We start from the raw sequence: 15794 nt of genomic DNA, 5'->3' as shown, positions 1-15794 counted from the left end.
AAGGCCGGGATGGGGGACAGCGAGCACCAACTTACGCGCCTAAATAAGCACTCCGCACCGCTTCGTTGGACAGCAGCGCTTCGCCGCTATCCTCCAGCACCACGTGGCCGTTCTCCAGCACATAGCCGCGATCTGCCAGCTTCAGCGCCTGATTGGCGTTCTGCTCGACGAGGAAGATGGTCATGCCCTCTTTACGCAGCTGCTCAATGGTGTCGAAGATCTGCTGAATGATAATCGGCGCCAAACCCAACGACGGCTCATCCAGCAGCAGCAAACGCGGCTGGCTCATCAACGCGCGACCAATCGCCAGCATCTGCTGCTCACCGCCAGACATGGTGCCCGCGCGCTGTGCTTTACGTTCTGCCAGCCGTGAAAACAGCTGATAAACGCGATCGATACGCTCCAGATACTGCTGACGCGTGGCGAAAAAACCGCCCATCGCCAGGTTCTCTTCCACCGTCATGCGCGAAAACACCCGACGGCCTTCCGGCACGATGGCAATCGCTTCACGCATGATTTTCGCGGTTTGCCAGTCGGTGATCGTTTTACCATCAAAGGTGATGGTACCGCTGGTGGCGCGTGGTTCGCCACACAAAGTGCCGAGCAACGTGGTTTTACCCGCGCCGTTGGCACCGATCAGCGTGACGATTTCACCCTGATTAATGTGCAGGTTGATGTTGTGCAGCGCCTGAATCGGACCGTAATGGGCGCTGACACCCTGCAAGGTTAAAATCGGGTTTGCCATATTACGCCTCACCTAAATAAGCACGGATCACATCCGGATTGTTACGCACCTGTTCCGGCGTGCCGTTAGCCAGCGGCGTTCCCTGATTCACCACGTAAATGCGGTCAGAAATGCCCATCACCAGCTTCATATCGTGTTCAATCAGCAGCACGGCAACCTTGTGCTCACCGCGCAGTTCGGCGATCAGCTCATCGAGTTCGTGCGTTTCACGCGGGTTAAGACCCGCCGCCGGTTCATCCAGCATCAGGATTTCCGGACGCGTCACCATGCAGCGCGCAATCTCCAGACGACGCTGCTGACCATAAGCAAGGTTACCCGCCTGACGGTTAGCCAGATCCAGCAAACCGATGCGTTCAAGCCAGGTTGCCGCGCGATCCAGCGCTTCGCTCTCACCGCGACGGAAAGCCGGGGTTTTGAACAAGCCGGAGAACACGCCGCTTTTCAGGTGCTGATGTTGTGCCACCAGCAGGTTCTCAATCACCGTCATTTCACGGAACAGACGCACATGCTGGAAGGTACGCACAATGCCCATGCGCGCAATCTTCTGGCCTGGCAAACCTTGCAGTTGTTGATCGCGCAGTTTGATGGTGCCGCCGGTCGGTTTGTAGAAACCGGTCAGGCAGTTGAACACCGTGGTTTTACCGGCACCGTTCGGACCGATCAGCGAAACAATTTCCTGTGGATGCAGCTCAAGCGCCACGTTGTTGACGGCTAACAGGCCGCCGAAGCGCATCATCAGGCCTTCAACGGCTAATAAAGGCTGACTCATGCCTGCTCTCCTTGTTTACTGCTTTTCATCTTCAGATGCGGACGCTTCATCGGCAGCAGACCTTGCGGACGCCAGATCATCATCAGCACCATCAAACCGCCGAGCACCAGCATGCTGTACTCGTTCAAATCACGCATCAGCTCGCGTGATACCACCAGCAGAATCGCTGCAAGGATCACTGCCAGCTGCGAACCCATGCCGCCCAACACCACAATCGCCAGCACAAAGGCCGATTCGACGAAGGTGAAGGATTCCGGGCTGACGAAGCCCTGACGAGCGGCGAACAGCGTCCCCGCGAAGCCTGCGAACACGGCGCTGATGGTGAAAGCGGTCAGCTTGATGCGCGTTGGGCTCAGGCCGAGCGAACGGCAGGCGATCTCATCTTCACGCAGCGCTTCCCACGCGCGGCCCAGCGGCATACGCAGCAAACGGTTGATCACAAACAGCGTCAGCACCACCAGCAGCAGCGCCACCAGATAGAGGAAAATCACGCGGTCGCTGGGATCGTATTTCAGGCCGAAGAAATCATGGAAAGTGCTCCAGCCGCCTTCGCTGACGCGGCGGCCAAACTCCAGACCAAACAGACTTGGCTTGGGAATCTGCGCGATGCCGTTCGGACCGCCAGTGATCGCGGTGTTATTCAGCAGCAGAATACGCACAATTTCACCAAAGCCGAGCGTGACGATCGCCAGATAGTCACCGCGCAGGCGCAGCACCGGGAAGCCAAGCATCAGGCCAAACGCACCGGCGACTAAACCGGCCAGCGGCAGACTTTCCCAGAAACCAAAACCGTAATAGTGATTAAGCAACGCGAAGGTGTAAGCGCCGATGGCGTAGAAACCGCCGTAGCCCAGCACCAGCAAACCAGACAAACCCACCACCACGTTCAACCCGAGACCGAGCATCACGTAGATCAGCGTCAGCGTGGCGATATCGACGCTGCCGCGCGAGACCAGAAACGGCCAGATAACGGCGGCGGCAATCACCAGCGCCATCAACAGCTTCTGCTTTGGCGTTGATCCATCAAAACCCGGCAGAACAAAACCTTTGCCGCTGCGTTTGAATTTGCCCTGCACCAGCGGACGCAGCAGCTGGAAGACAAACACCACCGCACAACCCATGAAAATCCAGTTCCAGCGCACCGCGCCCGCATTGGCGACCACCAGTTTGGTGCCGTCCAGATCGAGGCGCACGCCCATAAAGAAGGTAGCGAGAATCAGCAACATCACCGTGGAGATCACGGCGTTGACCAAACCGAGGCGTTTCATACTTTCTCCACCTCCGGACGGCCAAGAATCCCGGTTGGCATCACCAGCAGCACCACAATCAGCAGCGCGAAGGAGACCACATCTTTATACTCGGTCGACAGATACGCCGAGGTCAGCGCTTCTGCGATACCCAGCACCAGGCCGCCAATCATCGCGCCCGGAATACTGCCGATGCCGCCCAATACTGCGGCGGTGAAGGCTTTCATCCCGGCCATAAAGCCGATGAACGGGTTAATGGAGCCATAGAATTGACCGAGTAATACGCCCGCTACCGCCGCCATCGCCGCACCAATGATAAAGGTGAGAGAGATAACGCGGTCGGTGTTGATGCCCAGCAGGCTGGCCATTTTGAGGTCTTCTGCACAGGCGCGGCAGGCGCGGCCCATGCGCGAATAACGGATAAACAGCGTCAGCGCCAGCATCGACAGGAAGGTCACCACCCAAATCACCAGTTGCATGGTGGAGAGCGTGGCCGCAAAGCCGTTGCTCTCGCCCAACGTCCACTGGCCGGTGATCAGGCTTGGCAGCGCGAGATCGCGCGAGCCTTGCGTCAGGCTGACGTAGTTTTGCAGGAAGATCGACATACCGATCGCGGAGATCAGCGCGATCAGGCGCTTAGACGATCGCACCGGCCGGTACGCCACGCGCTCGATGCTCCAGCCATAGGCGCTGGAGATGATCACCGCCATCACGAAACCGGCGGCGATCATCAGCCACGAGGTATCGATGCCCATCATCATCAGGGCGGCAATCACGATAAAGGAGACATAGCTACCGATCATGTACACCTCGCCGTGGGCGAAGTTGATCATGCCGATAATGCCGTAAACCATGGTGTAACCGATGGCGATCAGCGCGTAGGTGCTCCCGAGGGTCACCCCGTTGAACATCTGCTGAATAAAATAGAGAAACTGCTCGGACATAGTGAGGACCTGCTCTGGAGCTGAATAATTCCCTCTCCCGCGTGCGGGAAAGGGAATTTTGGGGGATTACTTAACTGCGGTAGAAGAGCCGTCTTTGTGCCATTTGAAGACACCAAATTCGAAGCCCTTCAGATCGCCTTTCTCATCCCAGTTCAGGTTGCCCATCACGGTTGGAACGGCAGCGCCCTCTTTCAGGTTCTTCGCAATTGCATCAGGCTCATCGCTCTTGCTGCGCTCGATACCCGCCACCAGCGATTGAATCGCGGCGTAGGTGGTCCAGACGAATGGACCGGTTGGATCTTTGCGGTTAGACGCGGTGTTGGCTTTAATCGCATCAACAATCGCCTTGTTCTCTGGCAGCTGGTCATAACGTTTCGGCAGGGTCACGAACAGGCCTTCAGACGCATCGCCAGCGATGTTAGACAGGGAAGCGTTGCCCACGCCTTCCGGCCCCATGAAACCGGCATTCAGGCCAGCGGATTTTGCCTGACGCAGAATCTGGCCCAGCTCCGGGTAATAGCCACCGTAGTAAACGAAATCGACGTTTTCTTTCTTCAGACGCGCAATCAGCGTGGAGAAGTCTTTATCACCGGCGGTGATACCTTCAAACAGCACCACGTTGCCGCCTTTGGCTTTCAGGGTTTTCTGCACCGATTCCGCCAGACCCTGACCATATTGCTGTTTGTCATGCACCACAGCGATACGTTTTGGTTTGATGTGGTCGAGGATGTAGGTCGCCGCCGTTGGGCCCTGATCGGAATCCAGACCGGTAGTACGCAGCACGTCAGCATAGCCACGTGCAGTCAGTTCAGGCGCGGTAGCGGCTGGGGTGATCATCAGCACGCCTTCGTCGTTATAGATGTCTGAAGCTGGCTGAGTAGAGGAGGAGCACAGATGGCCGATAACGTATTTGATGCCGTCGTTAACCACTTTGTTGGCAACCGCAACCGCTTGTTTCGGGTCACAGGCATCGTCATATTCCACGCCAACCAGTTTGTCACCGTTAACGCCGCCTTTGGCGTTGATGTCCTTAATCGCCTGCGCGGCACCGGTAAACTGCATGTCACCGTACTGCGCGACCGGACCGGTTGATGCGCCTACGATGGCAATTTTGATGTCTTTAGCCAGCGCCGCATGGCTCATCGCCAGGGCAACGCAGCCCGCCAGTAATGCGCGTCCTTTACTCATTTTCATGCGAACTTCCCCATCTGTTGTGTCGTGTTTGTTGTGATTGTTTATTTTCTGCCAGTCAAAGAGGAAAACTCATTCTGCAATAATGGGTTAGCGCGCTTTTCTGGCATTTATAGGTAATAAGGCTTTATTTTTCAGGTTATTAAACAGGAACTTTCTTCTGTAAATCAACTGACATATTCAGAATTGACTGAGTGGATCAGCAGAATCGTCTGGTTGTTATGGCCGATTTTTCAGCAGGATACCAGCGCGTTATGCTGGCTTTTTCAACTATCGTTGATGGCTTACTCCACAATCCTGGCAAACTGACCGGCATTTGACCTATTTTCATCAGAAAAAAGTGACAGCGCTCTGACTGTCTAAATTCGCTACACTATCGCCTTTGCACTAGTACAGGTATTAGGTATGAAGCTGACAATCCAGCGCTTAGCATCGTTAACCGCTCAGGATCGTATCGATTTAGCTAAAGTCTGGCCGGAAATCGATATTGTGCAACTGGAAGCACAACTCAGCGACACGCAGCGTTTGTATGCGGCGCGTTTTAACGACCGATTACTGGCGGCGCTGCAGCTGACCCTCAGCGGCACGCAGGGGAAAATCATCCACCTCAACGTTCGCGAAGTCACGCGTCGACGTGGCGTGGGGCAATACTTGCTGGAAGAGACAATCGCGCAGAATAGCGCGTTAGCAGATTGGTGGATTGCCGATGACGGCGACGCCGATCAGGGGGTGCGTGCGGCGTTTATGCAGGCTTGTGGTTTTCGTGCGCAGGCTGATGGTTGGGTACGTTGAAAGGATGTCGCGCGGAATGTCTGAACGTGATGCGTAGCGACCAGGTAATAAAAAGGGCGACTTAAAAGTCGCCCCGTTTTTCCACCCGATCACTATCAGGCTTCAATCGCCACACGCAGTTTCTTCATGGCGTTCTTTTCCAGCTGACGCACGCGCTCCGCAGAGACGCCGTATTTGTCGGCCAACTCCTGCAGCGTGGTTTTGTTGTCATCGTCCAGCCAGCGGGCACGGATAATGTCCTGACTACGCTCGTCGAGGCTCAGCATCGCATCGCTCAGCTTATCAGCCGCATGTGCATCCCAGTTGTCCTCTTCGATGCCATCGGCAAAGTCAGAGGTTTTATCCTGCAGATACAGCACCGGCGCCATCGCTTTGCCTTCGCCTGCTTCGTCATCAGACGACATGTCGAAAGTCATATCCTGCGCAGCCATGCGCGATTCCATTTCCAGCACGTCTTTGCTGCTAACGCCCAGCTCGCGTGCGACCATTTCTACTTCGTCCTGGTTAAACCAACCGAGACGCTGTTTGCTTTTACGCAGGTTAAAGAACAGCTTGCGTTGAGCTTTGGTGGTCGCGACTTTCACGATACGCCAGTTACGCAGCACGTATTCGTGAATCTCTGCTTTAATCCAGTGCACGGCGAACGACACCAGACGCACGCCGACTTCAGGGTTGAAGCGACGCACCGCCTTCATCAGGCCGATGTTACCTTCCTGAATCAGGTCCGCCTGCGGCAAGCCGTAACCGGAGTAGTTACGAGCAATATGAACAACAAAGCGCAGGTGAGACAGGATCAGCGTCTTTGCTGCATCCAGATCGCCCTGGTAATGCAGCCGCTCAGCCAATGCTTTTTCCTCTTCTGCCGTCAGCACCGGCCAGTTGTTGGCAGCCCGAACGTAAGATTCCAGGTTACCCAGAGGAGCAATCGCTAAAGTTTGCATTTCTTTGGTCATTCAAACCCTCACAAATTCAATGGACTTGCTGCACAGTTCCTTGCGCAGACGCTACATTATGTCAACGTCGCGAAAAAACCAGAAGCAATCTGTGCTACTTGGACGACAAAGTTATCCACAAGTTCAATTATAGCAGTGAATATTTTACACACAGATGACGGCGGGGGATATAGGAGAATTCCTCTGCTCCCAGGTCGTCGGCAGCAGAGGAAGAGTATAGCAAAAAACGTTGCTTTTGGTTACTGCGGCGTAAAACGGCGTAAATGTTGCACTGTTGCCAGCCAGGCGGCAATCCAGCCGATGATGGCAGCGATCAGCAGTAACAGCAGCCCTTCATCCCAGGAAAAACCTTCCAGCACAAAGGTGGTACCGAATACGGTTGCTACTTGCGCCACCACCGATTGCAGGCGCAACACCAGCACTTCCGAGAGCAGCAGCGACAGCACCGCGCCGCCCAAACCTAACAGCGCACCGCCGTACAGGAATGGACGCAGGATAAAGCCGTCAGTGGCACCAATCAGCTTCTGCACGTTAATAGTATCGCGCCGCGCAAAGATGCTGAGCCGCACGCTGTTGCCGATCACCAGGAACACCGCAACCACCATCAGCAGGCCAATCATTGAGGCAATCTGTCCCACCAGCCCGGTTAGCGCCGCTAAACGCGCGAACCAGCTGTCATCCATACGCACTTCATCAACGCCCTGCACTTTAGATACGCGATCGCGCAGATTCGCCATGGTGTCCGAATTCTGGAAATTAAGTTTAGGCGTGATGATGGCCACCGCCGGCAGCGGATTCTGCTCCAGCATGTCCATCGAACCACCAAAACCAGACCAGTTGCGGAACTCATTCAACGCTTCTTCACGCGTCAGATAGTTGACGTTGTCCACGCCATCGAGCTGCTTGAGCTGCGCGGTGACATTCTCCGCTGCAGTGTCATCCAGCGCTTTATCCAGATAAACCGTTAGCTGCGGCGCGGGATACCACTGCGTCGCCGCCTGGCTGACGTTCTTCCACACCATGTAGCACACGCTCGGCAGCGTCAGGGAAATGGCGATCACCATCACCGTCAGCAGCGTCGCCAGCGGCTGACGCCACATATCCGACAGCGTGCCGCGCAGCGCATAGCGCCACTGTTCCTGCCAGCCGCCTTTCAGCGCCTTGCTTTTAGAGGGCTGCTTCGCTTTCGGCGCTGGTGCGCGCTTGTTGCGTTTATTGACCATCGTGGCCTCCGTGCAGACGTCCCTGATTGAGCGTCATCACGCGGTAATTCCGGCGTGCAATCAGCCCGACATCGTGCGTTGCCATTAACACCGTGACACCAACGCGGTTGAACTCTTCGAACAGGCGCAGGATGTCTTCCGACAGCGCATTGTCGAGGTTACCGGTGGGTTCATCCGCCAGCAGCACCGCGGGCTTGTTCACCACCGCGCGGGCAATGCCGACGCGCTGCTGTTCACCGCCAGAGAGCTGAATCGGATAGCTTTTCGCTTTGTCGAGCAGGCCGACTTTATCCAGCGCGGCCGACACGCGCCGACGAATATCTTCGCCGCTGGCACCGGAAATGATCAGCGGGATCGCCACGTTGTCGTAGACCGAACGATCCATCAACAAATGGTGATCCTGGAAAATCATGCCGATTTGACGTCGCAGGAAAGGCACTTCGCTGTGACGCAGACGCGAAATATCGTGGCCGCTAAACCAGATCTGCCCGGCGCTCGGGCGCTCAATGCCACAAATCAGCTTTAGTAAGGTACTTTTCCCCGCACCGGAATGGCCGGTCAGGAACGCCATTTCGCCGGGACGCAGATGGAAATCCACTCCCTGCAGCGCCTGACGTCCTCCCAGGTAAGCTTTACTGACCTCTTCAAAGCGAATCATCCCAATCATTCCTCTCGGGCAAACAGTGCCTCAATAAAGTCTGCGGCCTTAAACGGCCGTAAATCCTCGATGCCTTCCCCAACACCGATATAACGAATCGGAATGCCGAACTGATCGGCAACCGAGAAGATCACGCCACCTTTGGCGGTTCCATCCAGTTTCGTCAGGGTGATGCCGGTCAGGCCCACCGCTTCATGGAACAGTTTGGCCTGGCTGATAGCGTTTTGCCCGGTGCTGGCGTCGAGCGTCAGCATCACTTCATGCGGCGCATCTTCGTCCAGCTTCTTCATCACGCGGGTAATTTTCTTCAGCTCTTCCATCAGGTGCGATTTGTTCTGCAGACGACCCGCGGTATCGGCGATCAGTACATCCACATTGCGCGACTTGGCTGCCTGGATGGCGTCAAAAATCACCGAGGCAGAATCTGCGCCGGTATGCTGCGCCACCACAGGAATGTTGTTGCGCTGGCCCCAAATCTGCAGCTGCTCAACGGCGGCGGCACGGAAGGTATCGCCCGCTGCCAGCATCACCGATTTGCCCTGCGCCTGATACTGACGCGCCAGCTTACCGATGGTGGTGGTTTTACCCACGCCGTTGACGCCCACCATCAGGATGACGAATGGCATTTTGCCACCCACTTCCAGCGGCTGATCCACTTTTTCCAGAATACCGGACATTTCCGCTTTCAGCAGGCCATACAGCGCTTCCGCATCGCGTAGCTGCTTGCGGTTGGCCTGTTGTGTCAGATTGGTGATGATGCGGCGGGTGGTTTCGACGCCAACGTCGGCAATCAGCAGCTGCTCTTCCAGCTCTTCAAACAGATCGTCATCGATTTTCTTGCCGCGGAACAGGCTGATAAAGCCCGAACCGAGGTTTTCGCGGGTTTTTACCAGGCTGCGTTTCAGTCGGGCGAAGAAGCCCTCTTTGGTCGGACGCTCCTGCTCCTGCGCGATGATTGGCGCAGCGGCCAGCGGCAGATCGCTCACGGTATCCTGCGTGGCTTCGGCTAGCTCAGCATCTTCCGCATAGGTTTCCGCTAACGCCAGCGCTTCTAGTTCTTCGTCAGTTAATGGCGCTTCTTCGTGCAGTTCAGGCTCATCAATTGCCAGCTCTTCCAGCTGCGGCTCTTCTTCGATAGGTGCCACATCCGGCGCTGCTATCTCTTCTGGCAGCACCTCTTCAACGATTGCGGTAACCGGCTCAGGTTCCTGCGGCTCGATGACCGGCTCTTCAATCAGTTCCGGTTCAACCTGCTGCTGTTCCGCCACCTGTTCGGTGACGGCGACGGTTTCAACAGCCTGCGCTTCGGCGCGATCGAGCGCACTCTCTTCAACGGCAGGCTCAGCGACCACCTCGGCAGTTTGCTGCTGCTCTTCAGCAGGTTGTTGCGTCTCTTCTTCTTTGCCAAAGCCTAACCAGGAAAAAAAGCCGCGTTTTTTCTCTTTTGCCATTGTGTGACCCTACTCCTCGATGGCTTATTCCCGGTAGCACGCTTGTTCCCAGGGGATAAAATATTCAATTTTAAGCGGGTGAGCGGCGTAAAAATCAGGTAATTACGCGCGCTATACCAACTCAGTAGTCTAACACTTTCCAGCCAGCGCACCACAGCACCCTTTTTTAACGTTTCTTCTGCCCGCTACGCCCGTTAAACTACGCAACAAAATATGACGAGTTGTGAGCGAAATGAGTAAATCCCCCCGCAGCAGCAGCGCTGGCCAGATCCGCATCATTGGCGGTCAGTGGCGCGGCCGTAAATTACCGGTGCCGGATAGCGCAGGTTTGCGCCCGACCACCGATCGCGTACGTGAAACCCTGTTTAACTGGCTGGCGCCGGATATTCAGGAAGCGCGCTGCCTCGATTGCTTCGCCGGCAGCGGCGCGTTAGGGCTGGAAGCGCTGTCTCGCTATGCAGCGTCGGCCACGCTGCTGGAGCTGGAGCGTTCGGTGGCGCAACAGCTGTCACAGAATCTGCAAACGCTGCGTGCTACGCAGGCAAAAGTGGTGCAAACCAACACGCTGCAGTGGTTAAGCCAGCCGGGCGAACCGTTTGACGTGGTGTTTGTTGACCCGCCTTTCCGTAAAGGGCTGTTACAGGAAACATTGTCGCTGCTGGAGCAAAATGGCTGGTTAGCGGCTGAAGCGCTGATTTATGTCGAGAGCGAAGTGGAAAATGGCACGCCTGTCGCACCCGCAAATTGGGATTTGTACCGCGAGAAGATTGCCGGTCAGGTGGCTTATCGCTTATATCAACGCCAACAGGAGACGCACGATGTGGCTTAATTTGGGACGTTTGCTGATGATTTGCGTCTGGGCCTTTTTATTGCTCAATCTGGTGCAACCTTTCCCAACGCCGCTGCGCTATTTCGTGCACGTGGCGCTGTTCTTTATGGTGATTATGCACGGCCTGCAGCTGGTGTTGCTGCGCGCCACCCAGCCCAAAGACGCCCCAAAACTGAGCGGCGTAACCCAGGCGAAGATCTTCTTTTTTGGCGTGTTTGAGCTGCTGGCGTGGCAGAAAAAGCATTATCCGAAGATGTAGTTTCGTGCGGTTTATAGCCAGGTCGCCATGAATGGCGGCCCTATTGGGCCGGAGTAAAACTCACAAAACGCGTGCCTTTCATCTTCAACTCGCCCTTCGCGCCTTTATCGATCTGGTGATACTGGTTCGCATTCACCGTCACTTTAATATCGCTGGCACCGTTCAGCGGATGGAACCAGGCTTCATATTTCATCTCTTCCGCCACAATCTCTTCGCGCTGTCGTGAACGGCGATTGGGCGACGGAAATTCGCGTTTGGTTTTCACTTCCACGCTCAGCGAGCGCACCGGCGAGGCATCGTTCACCGCCGTTTCGCGGCGCTGTTTAATAAACTGACGGGTCGCCAAAACGGCAATAATGGCCAGTACGATGAAAAAGATTAGCGGTGGTTTGCTCATGATTTATCTCGTGCTTTGCGTTAATTCGGAACGGGTAAAGACGACAAAGCATACAACCAGAGTCGGCTGATTGTCACATTTGGCGCCGGTAACTTACACTGAGAGGGTGATTTTGGGAAAATTCATCAAACTGGCGGACATTTCGTCCAGAAAAGGGAGAAAACATGCTTTGGTCTTTCCTTGCCGTACTTTTTTCCGGCTGGCTTTACGTCGATGCTTCATATCGCGGTCCGCAATGGCAACGCTGGCTATTTAAACCTGTCACCTTGCTGTTACTCGTTGCCTGGGCGTGGCAAGCGCCAACCTTCAACACCACCGATTATTTGATTCTGGCCGGGCTGGTCGCCACGCTGGTGGGTGACGCGTTAATGCTGTTACCGCGTCAGCAAATGCTCTATGCGCTAGGCGCATTCTTCCTGTCGCATCTGCTGTACACCATCAGTTTTGCCGCACACATGACCATGAGTTTCTTCTGGCCGATTCCCCTCACCTTCCTGATCATTGGCGTGATCGTTATCGGGATTCTGTGGAGCAAACTGGAAGATCTGCGCTGGCCTATCTGCACCTTGATCGGCATGACGCTAGTGATGAACTGGATGGCGGCGGAGAACTACTTCTTCCGTCCAACTGACTTCAGTTTCTCGCTGCTGGTGGGTGCCGCGTTGCTGCTGTTAGCCAATATTGTCTGGTTTATCTCGCATTATCGCCGCCGTTTCAGCGCCGATAGCGCCATCGTCGCCGCTTGCTACTTCGCCGGTCACTTCATGATTGTGCGTTCACTGTGGCTCTACTGAAGATAACCTTACCTTCCGCTTGACTCTGGAGTCCACTCCAGAGTGTAGCATTAGGGTGCGGGCAACAGCCCGCCCCTGATTCCGGAGGCTACATGCATCAACATGCTCACCCTTGCCGCTGTGGCAAATCACACCGTCAGCCACAGCCGCTATGCTCGATTCGCAGCGTAAAACCCGCAACATTGAACATCTCCGCAGCGCAGCCCATCACGCCAGACAGCGATTGCGGCTGCTGTGACAGCGACAGCGGATCGCCAGGCGGCGAAAGCGACGCCGAAAGCGACAGGCCCGCCCTCTCTTCACATCAATTCCGCTGGCAGATTGCGGGCATGGATTGCCCTAGCTGCGCGCGTAAAATCGAAACTGCCGTGCAACGTGTACCGCAGGTTCAGCAAGCACGCGTGATTTTTGCCAGTGAAAAACTGGTGGTCGATGCCGACCAGGATATCCGCGCCACCATTGAACAGGTGGTGAAAAATGCCGGCTTCGCGCTGAGCGCCAGTGATTCCCCATCGCCTCCACAACCCGAAAGCCGCTGGCAGGAAAACGCCGGTTTGCTGCTGCTTGGCGTACTGATGCTCGCCAGTTGGCTGCTGAGCCAGCTTTCGCCGGTTTGGGGCGATCGCCTGTTTATTGCCACCACGTTGATAGGTTTAGCGCCGATCGCGCGCAGCGCCTGGAAGCTCCTGCGCAGTGGTTCGCCGTTCAGCATTGAGATGCTGATGACCATTGCCGCCGCCGGTGCGCTGGTGATTGGCGCGCACGCCGAAGCCGCGATGGTGCTGCTGCTGTTTCAACTGGGTGAACGCCTCGAAGCGTACGCCGCCACACGCGCACGCCTTGGCGTCACCGCGCTGATGGCGCTGCGTCCCGCTATCGCCACGCGCATTAACGGCACACAGCGGGAAAACGTCCGCTTAGAAGCGCTGCAGCCCGGCGATGTGATTGAAGTGGCGGCCGGCGGACGTTTACCCGCCGATGGCGAACTGCTGCACGCCAGCGCCAGCTTTGATGAAAGCGCGTTGACCGGCGAATCGCTGCCGGTAGCGCGTGAGCCAGGCGAGCAGATCATGGCCGGTGCCACCAGCCTTGATCGTCTGGTGACGCTGAAAGTCATTTCCCAGCCGGGCCAAAGTGCCATCGACCGCATCCTGCAACTGATTGAGGAAGCCGAAACCCATCGTGCGCCGGTTGAGCGCTTTATCGATCGCTTTAGCCGCATCTATACGCCCGCCATTATGCTGCTGGCGCTGCTGGTGATGGTGCTGCCGCCGCTACTGGGCTTTGGCGCGTGGTTGCCGTGGATTTATAAAGGGCTGACGCTGTTGCTGATTGGTTGCCCCTGTGCGCTGGTGATCTCCACGCCCGCTGCCATCACTTCCGGCCTGGCTGCTGCCGCGCGTCAGGGCGCGCTGATCAAAGGCGGCGCGGCGCTGGAGCGGCTCAGTCGCGTAAATATGATGGCGTTCGATAAAACCGGCACGCTGACCGCCGGTAAACCGCAGATCAGCCACATCCAGCCATTTGGCGTGATGGCGGAAAACAACTTGCTCACCATCGCCGCCGCCGTTGAACAGGGTTCCACCCATCCGCTGGCGCGGGCGATTGTCAGCGAGGCCGAGCGGCGCGCGCTCAGGCTTCCGCAAGCTGCACAGCAGCAAACGCTGGCCGGCAGTGGTATTCGTGCTGCGATAGATGGCGTGACCTATCAACTGCTGACGCCGCGCGAAGTCAGCCATCTTGATAATGCACAACAGCAGCAGATTGCTCAGCTGGAAGCGCAAGGCCAAACTGTGGTGCTGCTGTTGCAGGAGCAGCAGGTTCTTGGCGCGTTAGCCTTGCAGGATCAGTTGCGCACTGAAGCCCTCAGCGCGCTGTCTGAACTGAAGAAGCTTGGTGTTAACAGCATGATGCTGACCGGCGACAATCCACGCGCGGCTGCGGCCATTGCCGCTAAGCTCAACATCGATTATCGGGCAGGTTTACTGCCCGCCGATAAAGTTGCGGCGGTGAGGACGTTAGGCACACAGCACGCATTGGCGATGGTCGGCGATGGCATTAACGATGCGCCCGCCATGAAAGCCGCCACCATCGGCATTGCGATGGGCAGCGGCACCGATGTGGCGCTGGAAGCCGCAGATGTGGCATTAACGCAAAATCAGCTGGCGATTCTGCCGCGCACCATTGTGCTGGCACGGCGCACGCGTGCCATCATTCGTCAGAACGTGGCGCTGGCGTTGGGATTAAAGGCGATTTTTCTGGTCACCACGCTGCTCGGCTTCACCGGTTTGTGGCTGGCGGTCTTAGCGGATTCCGGTGCCACCGCACTGGTGACAGCCAACGCGCTGCGCTTGCTGCGTCAGCGTTAGGCGCCTTTTTTAATCAGAAACTGGTACGGTAGGCTTTCGGTCTGCTGTGCCAGCAACTCATGCTCCATAAAGCGGCAGAAACCGGGGATATCGCGCGTGGTGGCGGGATCGTCAGCAATGATCAGCAAGGTTTCACCGGCCTGCATGCTGCGCACGGTTTTACGCACCATCATTACCGGCTCCGGGCAGCGCAGGCCAAGGGCATCAAGCTGATGGTCAGGCGCAGAAAAGGGATCGCTCATGATTCTCTGTCAGTTGTTAGGGATGGGCGCTCATTCTAGCGCGCGAATAAGCCAACGCAAGGCGATAACGATTGCGTTAAAATTAACCATTGCATAAATTGCGCAACGCGTTAAGATGCCGCCGATTTTTATTTACCACCGTGCCAATGCACGAATCTGGGTTCCCTCACCCCATCACTAAAAAGGCTTACAATGATTAACTTCTCTGCACGTCAGCGCATGCATGCGCTGTTTTGGCTATCGCTATTCCATCTGCTGGTGATCACCTCCAGTAACTATCTGGTCCAGCTGCCGGTTTCCATCTTCGGTTTTCACACCACATGGGGCGCGTTTAGCTTTCCGTTTATTTTCCTCGCCACCGATCTGACCGTGCGCATCTTTGGCGCGCCGCTGGCACGTCGCATTATTCTGGCGGTGATGATTCCCGCGCTAGTGATCTCCTACATTGTTTCGTGTGTGTTCTATCAGGGCGAATGGCAAGGTTGGGCGTCACTGGAAGAGGTGAATCTGTTTGTTGCCCGTATCGCCTGCGCCAGCTTTATGGCTTATGCGCTGGGACAAATCCTCGATGTGCACGTTTTTAACCGTTTGCGCCGTTTATCGCAGTGGTGGATTGCGCCAGCGGCAGCGATGTTCCTCGGTAATATCAGCGATACGCTGGCCTTCTTCTTCATCGCCTTCTACAAGAGCCCAGATCCGTTTATGGCCACGCATTGGGTCGAAATCGCGCTGGTGGATTACAGCTTCAAAGTGCTGATCTGCATGATCTTCTTCCTACCCGCTTACGGCGTGCTGCTAAATGCCATGCTGAAGCGCTTAGCCGAACGTTCCGCGCAGCAGCAGATCAATTTCGGCTAATTGCACATACACTAAATGCCGCATTACGCTAAGATTTCCTGACACTCCGGCGGTTGCTTTTGCTAACTAAATC

General features: G+C 56.1%; 18 protein-coding genes. 7 read left to right on the top strand and 11 right to left on the bottom strand.

The window, feature by feature from the left end:
- Positions 1-31 precede the first annotated feature (31 nt).
- From livF to ACVLVH_RS21255, 5 genes are all read right to left on the bottom strand, one after another.
- Entirely contained in the window at positions 32-745 is a 714-nt protein-coding gene (gene livF / locus ACVLVH_RS21275) for a high-affinity branched-chain amino acid ABC transporter ATP-binding protein LivF (protein WP_312462805.1), read from the bottom strand.
- A gap of 1 nt (position 746) precedes the next feature.
- Entirely contained in the window at positions 747-1514 is a 768-nt protein-coding gene (livG, locus tag ACVLVH_RS21270; RefSeq protein ID WP_101763095.1) for a high-affinity branched-chain amino acid ABC transporter ATP-binding protein LivG, read from the bottom strand.
- Positions 1511-2782 carry a high-affinity branched-chain amino acid ABC transporter permease LivM gene (locus ACVLVH_RS21265; protein ID WP_110868130.1) on the bottom strand — a complete coding sequence of 424 codons (1272 nt, stop codon included), beginning with the start codon at positions 2780-2782 and terminating at the stop codon, positions 1511-1513. The genes livG and ACVLVH_RS21265 overlap by 4 nt, the downstream gene beginning before the upstream one ends.
- Entirely contained in the window at positions 2779-3705 is a 927-nt protein-coding gene (livH, locus tag ACVLVH_RS21260; protein ID WP_101763097.1) for a high-affinity branched-chain amino acid ABC transporter permease LivH, read from the bottom strand. Before livH ends, ACVLVH_RS21265 begins: the two co-directional genes overlap by 4 nt.
- A gap of 66 nt (positions 3706-3771) precedes the next feature.
- Positions 3772-4899 carry a branched-chain amino acid ABC transporter substrate-binding protein gene (locus tag ACVLVH_RS21255; RefSeq protein WP_061718403.1) on the bottom strand — a complete coding sequence of 376 codons (1128 nt, stop codon included), beginning with the start codon at positions 4897-4899 and terminating at the stop codon, positions 3772-3774.
- A 191-nt stretch (positions 4900-5090) separates the two neighbouring features.
- Between ACVLVH_RS21255 and ACVLVH_RS21250 the strand changes: the two genes are divergently transcribed.
- Together ACVLVH_RS21250 and panM are read left to right on the top strand one after the other, a co-directional pair.
- Complete coding sequence (locus ACVLVH_RS21250) at positions 5091-5216, top strand: hypothetical protein (protein ID WP_255527713.1); 126 nt, start codon at positions 5091-5093, stop codon at positions 5214-5216.
- 85 nt (positions 5217-5301) lie between these two features.
- A complete protein-coding gene (gene panM, locus ACVLVH_RS21245; protein ID WP_101763099.1) occupies positions 5302-5688 on the top strand; it encodes an aspartate 1-decarboxylase autocleavage activator PanM in 387 nt (128 codons plus the stop codon).
- Between the two features lie 95 nt (positions 5689-5783).
- Here the strand turns inward: panM and rpoH are convergent, their stop codons facing one another.
- The 4 genes from rpoH to ftsY all read right to left on the bottom strand — a co-directional run bounded on the left by rpoH (position 5784) and on the right by ftsY (position 9973).
- Positions 5784-6641 (bottom strand): RNA polymerase sigma factor RpoH, encoded by an 858-nt coding sequence (rpoH, locus tag ACVLVH_RS21240; protein ID WP_064737937.1) that lies wholly within the window; start codon positions 6639-6641, stop codon positions 5784-5786.
- A 239-nt stretch (positions 6642-6880) separates the two neighbouring features.
- Positions 6881-7864, bottom strand: a complete 984-nt coding sequence (gene ftsX, locus ACVLVH_RS21235; protein WP_101763100.1) for a permease-like cell division protein FtsX — start codon at positions 7862-7864, stop codon at positions 6881-6883.
- Complete coding sequence (ftsE, locus tag ACVLVH_RS21230) at positions 7854-8522, bottom strand: cell division ATP-binding protein FtsE (RefSeq protein WP_008109888.1); 669 nt, start codon at positions 8520-8522, stop codon at positions 7854-7856. The genes ftsX and ftsE overlap by 11 nt, the downstream gene beginning before the upstream one ends.
- 5 nt (positions 8523-8527) lie before the next feature.
- Positions 8528-9973, bottom strand: a complete 1446-nt coding sequence (gene ftsY, locus ACVLVH_RS21225) for a signal recognition particle-docking protein FtsY (protein ID WP_498950019.1) — start codon at positions 9971-9973, stop codon at positions 8528-8530.
- A gap of 232 nt (positions 9974-10205) precedes the next feature.
- Between ftsY and rsmD the strand changes: the two genes are divergently transcribed.
- Together rsmD and ACVLVH_RS21215 are read left to right on the top strand one after the other, a co-directional pair.
- The gene (gene rsmD / locus ACVLVH_RS21220; protein ID WP_101763102.1) at positions 10206-10802 is read left to right on the top strand and encodes a 16S rRNA (guanine(966)-N(2))-methyltransferase; all 597 of its coding nucleotides are present in this window, start codon (positions 10206-10208) and stop codon (positions 10800-10802) included.
- Positions 10792-11061 (top strand): DUF1145 family protein, encoded by a 270-nt coding sequence (locus tag ACVLVH_RS21215; protein ID WP_008109883.1) that lies wholly within the window; start codon positions 10792-10794, stop codon positions 11059-11061. The genes rsmD and ACVLVH_RS21215 overlap by 11 nt, the downstream gene beginning before the upstream one ends.
- A 40-nt stretch (positions 11062-11101) precedes the next feature.
- On the opposite strand, the gene ACVLVH_RS21210 is transcribed toward ACVLVH_RS21215, so the two are convergent.
- Positions 11102-11458 (bottom strand): DUF2500 domain-containing protein, encoded by a 357-nt coding sequence (locus tag ACVLVH_RS21210; protein WP_101763103.1) that lies wholly within the window; start codon positions 11456-11458, stop codon positions 11102-11104.
- Positions 11459-11622: 164 nt separating this feature from the next.
- Between ACVLVH_RS21210 and ACVLVH_RS21205 the strand changes: the two genes are divergently transcribed.
- Positions 11623-12252 carry a lysoplasmalogenase gene (locus tag ACVLVH_RS21205; RefSeq protein ID WP_101763104.1) on the top strand — a complete coding sequence of 210 codons (630 nt, stop codon included), beginning with the start codon at positions 11623-11625 and terminating at the stop codon, positions 12250-12252.
- 92 nt (positions 12253-12344) lie between these two features.
- Complete coding sequence (locus ACVLVH_RS21200) at positions 12345-14621, top strand: zinc/cadmium/mercury/lead-transporting ATPase (RefSeq protein ID WP_498950018.1); 2277 nt, start codon at positions 12345-12347, stop codon at positions 14619-14621.
- Here the strand turns inward: ACVLVH_RS21200 and tusA are convergent.
- Positions 14618-14863 carry a sulfurtransferase TusA gene (gene tusA, locus ACVLVH_RS21195; protein ID WP_036649974.1) on the bottom strand — a complete coding sequence of 82 codons (246 nt, stop codon included), beginning with the start codon at positions 14861-14863 and terminating at the stop codon, positions 14618-14620. The genes ACVLVH_RS21200 and tusA overlap by 4 nt on opposite strands.
- Positions 14864-15055: 192 nt before the next feature.
- Here tusA and ACVLVH_RS21190 point away from each other — a divergent pair, with 192 nt between their 5' ends.
- Positions 15056-15721 (top strand): 7-cyano-7-deazaguanine/7-aminomethyl-7-deazaguanine transporter, encoded by a 666-nt coding sequence (locus ACVLVH_RS21190; protein ID WP_137384947.1) that lies wholly within the window; start codon positions 15056-15058, stop codon positions 15719-15721.
- Positions 15722-15794: the final 73 nt, after the last annotated feature.

The organism is Kluyvera sp. 1366 (assembly GCF_054823405.1).
The sequence above is the reverse complement of the archived record's forward strand: the minus strand, read 5'-3'. Positions and strand labels throughout refer to the sequence as shown.